This window comes from Streptomyces sp. NPDC055243 (assembly GCF_044544025.1).
In the GTDB taxonomy this organism is placed as follows: Bacteria; Actinomycetota; Actinomycetes; order Streptomycetales; family Streptomycetaceae; genus Streptomyces.
This window is the reverse complement of the sequence record NZ_JBITWR010000002.1, coordinates 827,828-841,338: the sequence shown is the minus strand read 5'-3', so window position 1 is coordinate 841,338 and position 13,511 is coordinate 827,828. Positions and strand designations below refer to the sequence as shown.

The 13,511-nt window shown below is 72.6% G+C and carries 8 protein-coding genes and 2 tRNA genes; 4 read left to right on the top strand and 6 right to left on the bottom strand.

Translation table 11 applies throughout. From position 1 onward, the window contains the following. The 3 genes from ACIGXX_RS08490 (at position 1) to ACIGXX_RS08480 (ending at position 4,352) form a co-directional block, all read left to right on the top strand. Positions 1-2,292, top strand: coding sequence for an ATP-binding cassette domain-containing protein (locus tag ACIGXX_RS08490; protein WP_399973874.1), 2,292 nt, complete (start codon positions 1-3; stop codon positions 2,290-2,292). A gap of 74 nt (positions 2,293-2,366) precedes the next feature. Then, positions 2,367-3,197 carry a N(G),N(G)-dimethylarginine dimethylaminohydrolase gene (locus ACIGXX_RS08485; RefSeq protein WP_366462399.1) on the top strand — a complete coding sequence of 277 codons (831 nt, stop codon included), beginning with the start codon at positions 2,367-2,369 and terminating at the stop codon, positions 3,195-3,197. 183 nt (positions 3,198-3,380) lie between these two features. Beyond that, entirely contained in the window at positions 3,381-4,352 is a 972-nt protein-coding gene (locus tag ACIGXX_RS08480; protein WP_351161079.1) for an acyl-ACP desaturase, read from the top strand. A gap of 31 nt (positions 4,353-4,383) precedes the next feature. On the opposite strand, the gene ACIGXX_RS08475 is transcribed toward ACIGXX_RS08480, so the two are convergent. The 4 genes from ACIGXX_RS08475 to ACIGXX_RS08460 form a co-directional block, all read right to left on the bottom strand. Then, positions 4,384-6,660, bottom strand: coding sequence for a hypothetical protein (locus tag ACIGXX_RS08475; protein ID WP_399973869.1), 2,277 nt, complete (start codon positions 6,658-6,660; stop codon positions 4,384-4,386). A 1,200-nt stretch (positions 6,661-7,860) separates the two neighbouring features. Further along, positions 7,861-7,936 (bottom strand) — tRNA-Trp (locus tag ACIGXX_RS08470). A gap of 53 nt (positions 7,937-7,989) precedes the next feature. Next, positions 7,990-9,369: an SDR family NAD(P)-dependent oxidoreductase gene (locus ACIGXX_RS08465; protein WP_399973866.1), complete on the bottom strand. Its 1,380-nt coding sequence runs from the start codon at positions 9,367-9,369 to the stop codon at positions 7,990-7,992. A gap of 40 nt (positions 9,370-9,409) precedes the next feature. After that, positions 9,410-9,481 (bottom strand) — tRNA-Val (locus ACIGXX_RS08460). Between the two features lie 131 nt (positions 9,482-9,612). On the opposite strand from ACIGXX_RS08460, the gene ACIGXX_RS08455 reads away from it, so the two are divergent. Then, the gene (locus tag ACIGXX_RS08455) at positions 9,613-12,084 is read left to right on the top strand and encodes a hypothetical protein (protein WP_399973863.1); all 2,472 of its coding nucleotides are present in this window, start codon (positions 9,613-9,615) and stop codon (positions 12,082-12,084) included. Here ACIGXX_RS08455 and ACIGXX_RS08450 read toward each other — a convergent pair. Continuing rightward, positions 12,071-12,307 (bottom strand): WhiB family transcriptional regulator, encoded by a 237-nt coding sequence (locus ACIGXX_RS08450; RefSeq protein WP_351161069.1) that lies wholly within the window; start codon positions 12,305-12,307, stop codon positions 12,071-12,073. The genes ACIGXX_RS08455 and ACIGXX_RS08450 overlap by 14 nt on opposite strands. Positions 12,308-12,626: 319 nt before the next feature. Then, entirely contained in the window at positions 12,627-13,421 is a 795-nt protein-coding gene (locus ACIGXX_RS08445; RefSeq protein ID WP_351161066.1) for a VOC family protein, read from the bottom strand. Positions 13,422-13,511 lie beyond the last annotated feature (90 nt).

The following is a 13,511-nucleotide window of genomic DNA, read 5'->3' as shown; positions in this document are numbered from 1 at the left end:
ATGCACCAATACATCACGATCACCGGAGCCCGTGAGAACAACCTCAAGGAGGTGAGCCTGCGCATCCCGAAGGACCAGCTCACGGTCTTCACCGGCGTATCGGGGTCGGGGAAGTCGTCGGTCGTGTTCGACACGATCGCGGTCGAGTCGCAGCGCCAGCTGAACGAGACCTTCACGTGGTTCGTCCGCAACCGGCTGCCGAAGTACGAGCGGCCGCACGCGGACACCATCGAGGAGCTCTCGCCCGCGATCGTCGTCGACCAGCGGCCGATCGGCGGACACTCCCGGTCCACGGTGGGCACGATGACGGACATCTACTCGGTGATGCGCGTGCTGTTCTCGCGGCACGGCACACCGAGTGCCGGTCCCGCGACCGCCTACTCGTTCAACGACCCCTCGGGGATGTGCCCCCGGTGCCACGGCCTGGGCAAGACCGTGCGGCCCGACTACGACCGCATCCTGGACCCCGCCAAGTCCCTGGCGGACGGCGCGATCCTCTTCCCGCCGTTCGCCGCGGGCACCTGGCACGGCCAGACGTACACCAACACCCCCGACCTGGACACGCACAAACCGGTGGGACAGTTCACCGCGGCACAGCGGCAGTTCCTGATGCACGGCGACCGGCACAGCGGCAAGGTCAGCGTCGACAACACCGGCGGCGCGCGGGACATCGACTACGAAGGGCTCGCCGACCGCTTCGAGCGGCTCTACCTCAACCGCGACCTGTCGACGCTCTCCCAGAAGACCCGCGACCTGGTGCAGCGCTTCCTCGTCGAGGGCAGGTGCGACCTCTGCGACGGCGCGCGGCTCAACGCGGCGGCGCTGGCCACCCGCATCGACGGCCTGAACATCGCCGACTGCTCGCGCATGGAGGTCACCGACCTCATCGCCGCCCTGGAGCCGATCGACGACCCGGTGGCGGGACCGATCGCGGCGGCGGCCGTCGCGGCGCTCGAACGGATCGAGGCGATCGGCCTCGGCTACCTCAGCCTCGACCGCGAGACGTCCACGCTGTCCGGTGGCGAGGGCCAGCGCCTGAAAACGGTGCGGCACCTGGGCTCCAGCCTGACCGGCATGACGTACATCTTCGACGAGCCCAGCATCGGCCTGCACCCGCGCGACGTGGGCCGGCTCAACGACCTGCTGCTGCGCCTGCGCGACAAGGGCAACACCGTCCTGGTCGTCGAGCACGACCCGGACGTCATCGCCGTCGCCGACCACGTCGTCGACATGGGCCCCGCGGCGGGCACCGGCGGCGGCCTGGTCGTCTTCGAGGGGACGCCGGACGAGCTGCGCCGCGCGGACACGCTCACGGGACGGCATCTGAGGCGCTCCACGGGCATCAAGGAGAGCCCGCGCGAGGCCATCGGCGGCCGGTGGGTCAAGGGCGCCGATCTGCACAACCTCAAGGACGTCAGCGTGTGCGTGCCGACCGGGGTGCTCACGGCGGTGACGGGCGTCGCGGGCTCGGGCAAGAGCACGCTGGTGTCGGGGGCGTTCGTCGCCGGGCATCCGGACGCGGTGGTCGTCGACCAGTCGGGCATCGGCATCTCGGGCCGCTCCACCCCGGCGACATACCTGGGGATCATGGACTCGCTGCGCAAGCTGTTCGCGCGGGAGACCGGCCAGGAGACGGGGCTCTTCAGCTTCAACTCCCTTGGCGCGTGCGCGAGTTGCCAGGGCCGCGGGATCATCTACAGCGACCTGGCGTTCATGGACCCGGTGACGACGACCTGCGAGGCGTGCGAGGGGCGCCGCTTCAAGGACGAGGTACTGCGGCTGACCGTCGACGGCAGCTCCATCGCCGACGTGCTCGACATGACGGCCGAGCGCGCCCTGGAGTTCCTCGCCGCCGTCGACGACACGTCGGTGCGCCGCCGGCTGCGGGCCCTGCACGACGTGGGGCTGACCTACCTGACGCTCGGGCAGCCGCTGAGCACCCTGTCGGGCGGCGAGCGCCAGCGCATCAAGCTCGCCACGCAGCTGCACCGCACGGGCACGACGTACGTCCTGGACGAGCCGACGACCGGACTGCACATGGCGGACGTGGACGGCCTGCTCGCCCTCCTGGACCGGCTCGTGGACGCGGGGAACACCGTGCTCGTCGTCGAGCACAACCTCCAGGTCGTCAAGCACGCGGACTGGGTCATCGATCTGGGCCCCGACGGCGGCAAGCACGGCGGCCGGGTCGTCTTCGAGGGCACTCCGGAGCAGCTGGTCGACGCGGACGGCTCGTTCACCGCCGCTCATCTGCGACGAGACCTGGGCCTGGACCCCTTGCACGCTGCATGATGTGCGGCAGCGCCTTGATCCGGCCCCCGCCGGACCGGGCGCCCCGCCGCTCCCGCACCTACGGAGACCCAGTCGTGCCCAGCCGGAAAGCGCTGATCCGCCGCCCCAGCCCGCGCCTCGCCGAAGGCCTGGTCACGCATGTCGAGCGGGCCCCGGTCGACGCGGGCCTCGCCCTCGACCAGTGGGAGGCGTACGCCGACGCGCTGCGGACGCACGGCTGGGAGACGGTCGAGGTGGAACCCGCCGACGACTGCCCGGACTCGGTCTTCGTCGAGGACACGGTGGTCGTCTTCCGCAACGTGGCGCTGATCGCCCGGCCCGGCGCCGAGTCGCGGCGGGCGGAGACCGCGGGCGTGGAGGAGGCGGTGGCCCGGCTCGGGGCCTCCGTGAACTGGGTGTGGGAGCCGGGCACGCTGGACGGCGGCGACATCCTCAAGATCGACGACACGATCTACGTGGGGCGTGGATCAGGAGGTGCGGCGCGCAGCGCCTCTTTGGAAGGGCGGGGGCGGGAGACGGGCGGGCGCACGAACGCGGCCGGCGTCCGGCAGCTGCGGGCCGTCTTCGAGCCGCTGGGGGCGCGGGTCGTGGCCGTGCCCGTCAGCAGGGTCCTGCACCTGAAGTCGGCGGTGACGGCGCTGCCGGACGGCACGGTCATCGGCCACCCGCCGCTCGTGGACACCCCCTCGCTCTTCCCGCGCTTCCTGCCGGTGCCCGAGGAGTCCGGGGCGCACGTGGTGCTGCTCGGCGGCTCGAAACTGCTCCTGGCGGCGAGCGCGCCGAAGAGCGCGGAGCTGCTCGCGGACCTCGGGTTCGACCCGGTCGTAGTCGACATCAGCGAGTTCGAGAAGCTCGAAGGCTGTGTGACATGCCTCTCAGTGCGGCTCAGAGAGCTGTACTCCTGACCAGTGCTGGGGCGGGTGGGGCAGGAGGGGCACAAGAGCCCCGCCGTCGCAAGCACTTTACGGAGCGCTTAACCTACGGCAACGTAACCTACGACACCGTAGGTAGGTAGCACCCGCTAGTGCTACCGCGTAACCCCTACGCACGTAGTCCGTAAAAAATCTCCCGTCCCCCCTGGAGCCCCCGTGACGATCACCTCTCCTCATCTCGGCAGCACGGACGACTGGACCGATGCCCGGTTGCTGTTCGCCCTGGAAGAAGTGGTCGAGAAGGAGCTCAACCGCCACATGAAGGTGGCGAAGGACTGGATGCCGCACGAGTACGTGCCGTTCTCCGACGCCAGGAACTTCCCCGGCTACTTCGAGGACGGCCAGGCCTGGGAGCCCGAGCAGTCCAAGGTGACCGACATCGGCAAGATCGCCCTTGTCGTCAACCTGCTGACCGAGGACAACCTCCCCAGCTACCACCACGAGATCGCCTCCCTCTTCGGCCGCGACGGCGCCTGGGGCACCTGGGTGCACCGCTGGACCGCCGAGGAGGGCCGCCACGGCATCGTGATGCGCGACTACCTCCTGGCCTCGCGCGCCGTGGACCCGGACAAGCTCGAGCAGTTCCGCATGGCGCACATGGCCGAGGGCTTCGAGTCCGACAACCGCCACTCGATGCTGCACTCGGTCGCGTACGTGGCCTTCCAGGAGCTCGCGACCCGCGTCTCGCACCGCAACACGGGCCACCAGTCGGGCGACCCGGTCTGCGACCGCATGCTGGCGCGCATCGCCACCGACGAGAACCTGCACATGGTCTTCTACCGCAACCTCCTGGGCGCGGCCTTCGAGCTCGCCCCGGACCTCACCATGCAGTCCGTGCGCGACGTCGTCGTCGACTTCCGGATGCCCGGACACGGCATGCCCGGCTTCGAGCGGGCCGCCGCGCAGATGGCGATCGGCGAGATCTACAACATGCGCATCCACCACGACGACGTGATCCAGCCCGTCCTGCGCTACCTGAAGGTCATGGAGATCGGCGGGCTCGGCCCCCAGGGTCTCAAGGCGCAGGAGGAGCTCGGGCTCTACATGAACGGCCTCGACACCGAGGCGAGCAAGTTCGACGAGAAGCTGGCCGCGCGCAAGGCGCGGATGGCAGCGCGGGGCAAGTAGTCCCCTGCCCTGCGGGCTGCCGGGTCCACGATCACTCGTACGACGTGCACACCGTCAGCGCGGCGTCCCGCACGTCCGGGACGCCGTGGGCCCGCAGGGACGTCAGCAGCTCCCTCCACGGGCCCGCCCAGTCCGTTCGCTCCCCGAGGGACTCGGCCGCCGCCACGGCGAAGAGACCGGCCGCGTGGCTTCCGTCCTCCGCCAGCAGGCGTGCCACCGCGAGCAGCGGGGCCACCCGCTCCGCCGACTCCGGGTCGGCGAGGCGCGAGCCCAGCGTCGACGCCGTGGCCACGGCCAGCGCGGGCCGCCCCTCGTGCAGCCGGGCGAGGCGCGACAGCGCGGCCCCCACCTCCGCGGGCGCGGCGTCCAGTGCGACCGCACCGGCGAGCAGCTCGGCGGCCTGCGGCACGAAATCCCCGTACCCGGCGAGAAGCTCGCCCGCCCGCAGGGCGGCGGCCCGGTACACCTCGCCCTCTCCGGCCAGCGACTGCGCCACGTACTCGATCCGCCGCCGCGCGGGCAGATCCCGGTCCGGCGACGGGGCCGCATCGGAGCCCGCGAGGGCCGCGAGCGCCCCGCACAGTGCGTCCTCGCCGTGCGGCGCCGTCGCCGCCGCCGTCACAAGGCCCCGCGCCGCCACCTGCCACGTGGCCCGCCGGTCGAGATCCGCGGCCGCCTGCGCGAGCACGGAGGCCGCGTCCGGCGACCACGGCGCCCACCGGGCCAGCGCGGCGAGCGCCGGGCCCGCCGCCTCGTCGTCGTCCGCGCCGACCACTTCGCGCACGAGACGCGCGTACCGCTCGCGATACCCCTGAGCCAGATCCAGCGGCCGCACCCGCAGCACAGCCGTCCGCAGCACCACCTCGCCCCCGGCCGCATCCCGCAGCAGCCCCCACACCCGCTCCTCGCCGAGCAGCCCGCCCGCGAAGGCGACACACGCCGCCCGTACGTCGCGGTGGGCGTCCGGCGCCTCGTAGGCGTCGCCGAGCAGCGCCGCCGCCTCGGGGGCGGGCAGCCGCACGGCGGCGAGGCGCGCGGCCTCCTTGCGGCTGGTCACCTTCTTGCCTGGCCCGCACAGGACGTCGCGCAGCAGCGCGGCGAGCCGGGACGGCGGGACGTGCCGGGACGCCTGCGTCGCCGCGTACACCGCGACCCGCGCCCGCTCGCCCCCGGCGTGCGCGAGCAGTTCGGGCAGCGCATCCCCCGGCCGCGAGACGTGGGCGAGGGCGCCGAGCGCCGCCTCGGCGAGGACGGTGTCGGGCGACCCGGTCCAGCGGCGGACGGTCTCCTCCCCCGCGCCGGGGATGTGCGCGCTGCGGGCGATCGCCAGCGCACGGTCCCACCGCGGGAGACCCGCGTCACTCGCGCTGCGCGCCAACTGCCGTGCCAGTGCTTCCTGTTGGCGTGGCAGCCAACGCTGGACCCGGGTGGGTTCGGCGGGCACGGTCCAGGCCGCGCCCTTGGTCAGGAACCGCCCGTACGGCGGTGTGCCGGACAGGAGTGGGTCGAGCAGGTCCGTGCGGCGGGCGCACAGCACGGAGTGGACCGGGGCGAGCACGGCCGTCGAGGGGTCCTGGGCCAGGACGCGGGCGACGCGTTCGTCGCGGGTGGCGGGCGGTTCGAGCCACAGGTCGACCGCCCGCGAAACGGTCACGTTGCCGCCGAACCGGACGGCCTGCCACAGGAGTTCCTGAAGCTCCGCCATCCCGGCGGCACGTCGGCCGACCGCGCGGGCCAGCGCGAAGGCGAGGCTGTAGTCGGCCTTCTCCGCGCCCGCCTCGATCCAGGGGCGCAGCGCCTCGAACACGGCGTGCTCCTGTCCGCGGCGCAGGGTGTGGTCGAGGCGTCCGAGGTCGGCGCCGCCGGTGTTGCCGGAGATCCGGACCAGGGTGCGCAGCGCCCAGTTCACCAACTCCCGCCGCCCGCCCGCCGCGTGCTCGCGCAGCACGGCGACGGCCAGACGGCTGAGGCTGCCTCGGGTGCGGTGCGAGGAGTCGCGGGCCGCGACGGCGTCCGCGGAGATCCGGTCGAGGAACGGTTCGGCTTCGGCGCCGAAGAGGGCGGGCCGGGTCTCGGCGAGCGCGGACAGCGCCGCGGCCCGTACGGGGTCCTGCTCGTTCACGAGCCGGGTCAGCTCTTCGAGTACGGCGGTGACGTGGGCCCTGCTGCCGGAGCGTGCCGCATTGCGGACGAGCAGCGGCCACGCCTCGGCGCGGTCGTCGGCGGCGGCCGCCGGGTCGCCGCCACGAGCCGCTCGCGCACCTCGGCGCAGGGCAGGAAGGACTCGGCGAGCAGCACGGAACTCCACTGCCCGCCACGCTCCTTGGCCCGCTCGGCCGCCCGGCGCGCCTCGTCGGCCACGGCGCTGCGGGGCAGCGCGGCGAGGATGACGGCGTCGACGGTGGCGTATCCCGCGCCGCGCCCCTCGACGGCCCGCGCGTGGACGGCGGCACGCTCGGCGGGGGCGTGCGCGAGCATCAGCCGGGCGAGGTCGGCGGAGTCGTCGGCGACGGTACGGGCGTACGTGAGGAGTTCGGGCGCTCCCGAGCGGGCGAGCTTGTGCAGCACGGAGGCCGTGAGCGCACCGCCGCGCCGCAGCGACCGGCCCCAGGTGCCGGAGAGGATCGCGAGGACGCGGCCGGGCGCCGCGTCGGCCAGCACGCCGAGACGGGGGCGGAGTTGACGGGGGAACGCGCTGGGCGCGAACCGGTCGAGCAGGTCGAGCACTCGCACCGGATCCGCCTCCGTGGCCGCCGCGATCCCCGCCGCGTACCGCTGCCACCACCCGTCCCGCAGCGCCTCGGGCAGCGCGCCGAGTTCGCGCGCCGCCACGTCGAACAGCGCACCCGCATGCCGCCTCGCCAACGGCCGCCACCCCCGCACGGCATGGAAGAGTTCCGGCAGGAGCCGCTCCACCACAGGGCCCGAGCAGCCGGGCAGCAGCCGGGCCGCCTCCACGTCACCCCACTGGTGGCGCAGCGGGTCGATGACGCGATCGGCGAGCGCGGTGCGCCGCCCGGCAACTATCGCGCGCAGCAACTGCCGCCGCACCGCCTCGGGAGCGTCCTGGAGCGCGGCCTCGAACGCGGCGTCCGGCACCCGGTGACTCTCCGCGGCCCGCAGCGCGTGCCCCCGCACGAAGGCGTCGGGGTCGGCGATCCGTGCCGCGGTCCACTCGGTGTCCCGGCCCGCACAGGCCAGCACGACGGCCACCCCGCGCTCGTAGGGGCCGCCGTCCTCCAGCTCCTCCAGGACGGGCCGCAGCGCGCCGCGCCCCGCGAAGTCCCGGGCGCTCTCGGCGATCTCCCGCATGCGCCGCGGATACGGCAGGGGGTCGAGGTCGGAGAGCAGATGGCGGGCGGCGGACTTCTCGGGCAGAGCCATGCGCGGATTCTGCCCGGCGGGAGCGGCCCGGGGACAGCGAATTGCCGAGGAGCGGGTCGTCGGGAAGGGCGGGGCGGCGGGGCACCGAGAAGGGGGCGGGGCGGCCGGCCATCGAGAAGGAGGGGGCGGGGCGGCTGGATTCGAACCAGCGTGTTCCGGTTTTGGAGACCGCCGCGACTGCCTCTGCGCTACGACCCCGCCCTTGGGCCGGATCGTACCCTCCCGCTTCAGGCCGTCCCTCGGGCGGAGGTGTTCACCACTCCGCCTCCCGGTAGTCCTTGAGGAACACCCCCGAGAGCGGCGCGCCCGCCTCGCCCCGCACGATCGGGTCGTAGATCCGGGCCGCGCCGTCCACCACGTCCAGGGGCGTGCGGAAGCCCGCGCCGGCGATGCGGTCCTTCTTGGGGGCGGGGTTCTCGTCGGTGATCCAGCCGGTGTCGACGGCGCACATGTGCACGCCGCGCTCGGCGAGTTCGGCCGCGCTGGTCCGCGTGAGCATGTTCAGGGCGGCCTTGGCCATGTTCGTGTGCGGGTGCCCGGGCATCTTGTTGCGCACCGCGAAGCGGCCCTCGACCGCCGTGACATTGACGATGTACGTGCGGGGGCGGGGCGAGGCCAGCAGCAGCGGCAGCAGCCGGTCGCAGAGCAGGGCCGGGGCGAGCGCGTTGACCAGCTGGGTCTCCAGGACCTCGGCCGGGTCGAGGCCGCCGAGCCGGGCCGACCAGGAGTTCTCCGGCGAGGGATCGGGCAGCAGGCCCGCCTCGTCGGCCGCGCGAAGGACGTCCGGCTCGGGCAGGACCTCGGACTCCGGCAGGACCAGGGCGAGCGCGTCCCGCGTCGCGGTCGAGCCCTCCGGCGTCCGCATCGGCCGGAACCCGGGCGCGCCCCGGGCCCCGGCGGGCAGTTCCGCGGACTCCCCCGCCGCGAGGGCCGCGTACGACTCGGGCGGCCTACGGACCGTCTGCGCCGCGTTGTTGACCAGGATGTCGAGCGGCTCACCCTCTTTCCGCAACACCTCGCACAGACCGAGGACTTGGCGCGGGTCACGCAGGTCCACGGCGAGCACCGTGAGCCGGTCGAGCCACTTCTCGCTGCCCGGCACCGCACGGAAGCGCCGCTCCGTGTCGTGCGGGAAGCGGCTGGTGACCAGGAGTTCGGCGCCGTCGCGCAGCATCATCAGGGCCAGCTGGAAGCCGATCTTCACGCGGCCCCCGGTGAGCAGCGCGCGGCGCCCGCTCAGATCGGTGGTGAGCGCGCGCCGGGCACGGTTGTCGCCCGCGCAGTCGGGGCAGAGCCGGTGGTAGAAGGAGTCGACCTGTCGATACGACGCCTTGCAGACATAGCAGGGCCGTGGCCTCCGGAAGACCCCTGCCGCACCCTCGGCGACCAGCGGCGCGTCCTCGCGGCGGCCGTCGGCCCCGGTGGCGGTGGCCGCCATCACGGCGGCGTCGGCGGCGGAGAGTTCGGCCCCGCGCGCCTTGCGCCTGCGCAGCCGTCCGTCGCGGGCGAAGGAGGCGGCGACCTGCTCGGCGCGCAGCCGTACCGGGTCGTCGACCGGCAGCTCGCGGAGCCTGCCGATCATCTCGTGGAAGACCGCCAGGTCCGCCTCGCTGATCCCACCGCTCTCGTTCATCCGTCCCGCCCCGCCCGCGCCGTGCGCGCCGTTCCGCTCGTGGTCCCGACCGGATTCGAACCGGCGTATCCGCCATGTCATGGCGGTGAGTCTGCCTCTGCTCTACAGGACCCCGCACACGCGCCCGACCAGCAGTCTTCGGTCCGCCCGCGCCCCCGGATCGTATCCGCACAAGGACCGACGTGCCGAACGGATTTACGGCCGCCCACCCCGGTGCAACGGTGGGCAGCGGGGGTGGAACCCATGGCACAGACCCATGAGTGGATGTTCTACGAAGTCATGTGGCGCGGCTGGGCGGGGCGGGCCCGGGTGCCCTATCCCGTTCCGTGGTGGGCCCAGGCGGCCTTCCGGCGCTGGAGCGACGACTTCGACGCGGGAACGTACGAATCCAAGGAGGCCGCCTTCGCCTCCAACGCCCTGTACCGCTACTGGCACATGGTGGGCGTCAAGGACCACCGCCAGGAGTCCCTGATCGGGCAGGCGGGCGAGATCGAGCCGGTCTACGACAAGTACTGCCTGTCCTTCTTCCTCTACTCGCCCTCGACCGGCGCCGTGCGCCTGCCGCAGCTGACCGACGCCGGGGCCGTCGGCCAGCGCATGGAGGCGCCCCATCTGCCGGTGGTCCTGACGACGTTCCGCACCTCTGACGGCACCGAGTTCGTGCAGCGGACCTTCGGGACGGCCATCGGCCCCCGGCAGCGGGACCTCGTGGTGACCCGGCTGACCGTGGGCAGCGCGACCGGGCAGCCGCGCGAGGGCTGGCTGTGCGCGGCCGTCATGCCCGCGGGGCCGAGCGGCTTCCAGCGGCACGACCGCAACGGCCGCCAGATCACCGACCGGCGGCTGACCTTCCTGCGCCATCTGCCCGACGAGGGCAGGGTGGAGACCAACAGCGGCTGGGGGCCGGTGTTCGACACGCCTCCCGAGCAGTACGGCGTGTACGGCAACCCGGACTTCACGTACGACCCGGACTCCTATCTGACCCGCAACCCGTTCCACGACCTCGTCATGGGCGGCAAGCTGAACGGCGCGCAGCAGGCGCAGGACCAGATCGCGGGACTGTGCAGCGCGGCCTTCGCCTGGCCCTACCGGGTCGCGGACGACGAGCTGTTCGAGCTCGACGTCCGCCTTCCGGTCGACCTCTACAGCGGCGGCGCCGACCTGGCGGAGATCAGGGCCACTCCGGCCGCCGCACTGGAGGAGGCCAACCGCGTCTTCTGGACGGGCAAGCTGATCGCGCAGGGCGTGCAGCCCGAACTGCCCCAGCCCGTCTCGCACTTGGCCGACCAGTTCCGCCAGTGCCGCTCGCAGCTCCTGATCCTCTCCGACCACGGCGAGATCCATCCGGGCCCGACGGTGTACGACTCCTTCTGGATCCGTGACTCGTCCGTCGAGGCCACGGCTTGCTCGCTGGTCGGCGATATGGCCCTGGCCGAGCGCCAGTTGGGCACGCACTATCCGCTGAAGTTCAACCGTGGCACGGGCCGGATCGGGCCGTGTGCCGAGTACGGCTTCTACGGCGGGCCGCACGAGAAGAACGACCACGAGTGGGACAGCAACGGCCAGGCGCTGTGGGCGATCGGCCGCTTCGACCGGACCCACGGCCGCTCCACCGCGTTCGGCGCCAAGCTCTACACGCCGTACGTCGTCGACGGCGCCCGGTGGCTGCGCGACAACCGCGATCAGTACGGCCTGCTGCACAGCGGGTGGAGCGCCGAGCACCTGGGCGAGCGCGACAAGCCGCACTACTGGGACGACCTGTGGGGCCTCGCCGGTCTGTACGAGGCCGCGCGGCTCGCGGAACGGATCGGCTCCCCCGACGTGCCCGAACTCTGGGGCGCCTTCGACGACTTGAAGCGGGCGACGGCGGCCTCGATCCGCTGGGTCCTGGGCGAGCAGCGCAGGCGCGGCGCCTGGGAGACGTACATCCCGACCGGGCCCGCCGACGTCGGGCGGCTGGACTCGACGATGATCGGCGCGGCGGCGTTCTTCCACCCGCTGCGGCTGCACATGGGCAGCAAGCTGGGCGAGGACATCGACCGGGCGGCCCGCTGGACGCTCGACACCATGTACGCGCACTTCGTGACCGGCGGCTACCGCCACGAAGCGGCCTGGAACACCTACGGCCCCTACCTCACGACGCAGTTGGCGCACGCCTACCTGCTGTCCGGCGACACCGAGCGGATGGACGCGCTGCTCGGCTGGATCGTGGGCGCCTCGCTGCCGCGCACCGAGGAGCGGGCTGTGGCGCTGGGCGCCTGGAACGAGCAGCACGCGTTCCCCATCGCCTCCGACTACCGCGAAGCCCCCTCCCGCCACTGGTACATGGGGGACATCCCGCACGGCTGGGCGGCGGCCGAGTATCTGCTCCTGATCCGCGACATCCTCTTCTTCGAGGCCGACGAGGACCGGGACCCGCATCTCTACATCGCCCCGGGCGTACGTCCTCACTGGGTGCCGGACGGCGCGACGGTGGCCGTCGACGACGCCCCGAACCTGTTCGGCGCGCCCTTCGGCTACCGGCTCACCCATGACGCGGGCGGCCGGAAGGTCACCGTGGACATCACGCGGGCGCCGGAGCGCGTGCGGTACGTCTATCCGTGCCGGTTCGGCCCGGTGCGCGCGGCCACGGCGGACGGCCGGGATCTGACGGTGACGGGTGACGACGTGCACATTCCGGCGGGGACGAGGAGGTTCACGGTCACGTACGCCTGAGGCTGAGCCGTTCCTTCTCCGAGAGCCCGCCCCAGACGCCGAACCGCTCGTCATGGGCCAGGGCGTACTCGAGGCACGCCGGGCGCATCTCGCAGAGCTGGCAGATGTACTTGGCCTCGCGCACCGAGCTGCCCGGTTCGGGGAAGAAGAACTCGGAGCCCGTCTGGGCGCACAGGGCCTGCTCCCAGGCGATTTCCGGCTCGGCTGTCATATGGATCTGCATGCCGACGATGCTGGCAGGGCGCGCGAAACAAGGGATCAACGAACGATCAACGCCATGGCATGGGCTGTTTCGGCCGCTTCCGCCTCGGGCCCCTGCTGGCTGCCCACGCGGGAACGCGGCGAAACGCCCGCTGCGGGTTCGGGTGCCGGACGGGAGCCGGGGCGGCATCGGGTCGAGTGCCGGGTTGGCGCATGGCGAGTGCCGGACGGGATGGTTCCGTTCATCGTCTCTCGTGCCGCTCGTGCCGCTCGTGCCGCTCGTGCCGCTCGAACCTCGTACCGCGCCGTCCCGCCCGGCCGTACCCGCCGGCCCGCACTCCTCAGCCCGCGCCCGGCGCCTCCGGCTGCATCAGCGCGAACCGCGCCCCGGCCGGGTCGGCGAGCTTGGCGAAGGCGCCGACGCCGGCGAGGTCCATGCGCGGCACCCGCACCGTGCCCCCGGACGGTTCGACCTTGGCCAGCACCGCGTCCATGTCGGTCACCTGGAAGTACGGAGTCCAGTACGGCCCGGCATCGGCTTCCTCCGGGGCGTCGGACAGCGGCCACAGGCCGCCGAACATGTCGTTCTCCGTGCCGCCCGCGGGGTGCACCATCGTGTACGAACCGCCCTCGAAGGCCTGGGTGGTGGCGCCCCAGCCGAACACGGAGCCGTAGAACTCCTGGGCCGCCTCGATGTCCGGGGTGTAGAGCTCCGTCCAGCACAGGCTGTTCGGGGCGTCGACCAGGTCCAGGCCCTTGTTCGTGCCCGGCTGCCATACGGCGAAGCCGACGCCCTGCGCGTCGTTGAACACCGCCATGCGGCCGAGGTCGCCGACGTCCATGGCCTCGTACACCGTGCTGCCGCCCGCCTGCTCGACCGCCTTGGCCGTCGCGTCGGCGTCCTGCGTCTTGAAGTAGAGCGTCCAGCCCGGAGGGGACTGGTCGGCGGTGACGGTCATGGCGCCCGCCACGGCTTTCCCGTCCGCCTGATACATGCCGTATCCGCCGAATTCCGCGCCGCCCGACTGGAACTCCCAGCCGAAGAGCGCGCGGTAGAAGGCATGGGCGCCTTCCAGGTCCGGCGTGCCGAGGTCCACCCATGTCGGGGCGCCCACGACATAACGGGTATTGAGCATGATCGACTCCTTTGTCGCATCTCTCTTCCGTCCCCTGAGTCTGACACCCGGCACTGACAGTGCGCGCGTGCTGCCACCTTGTGAAGGAAA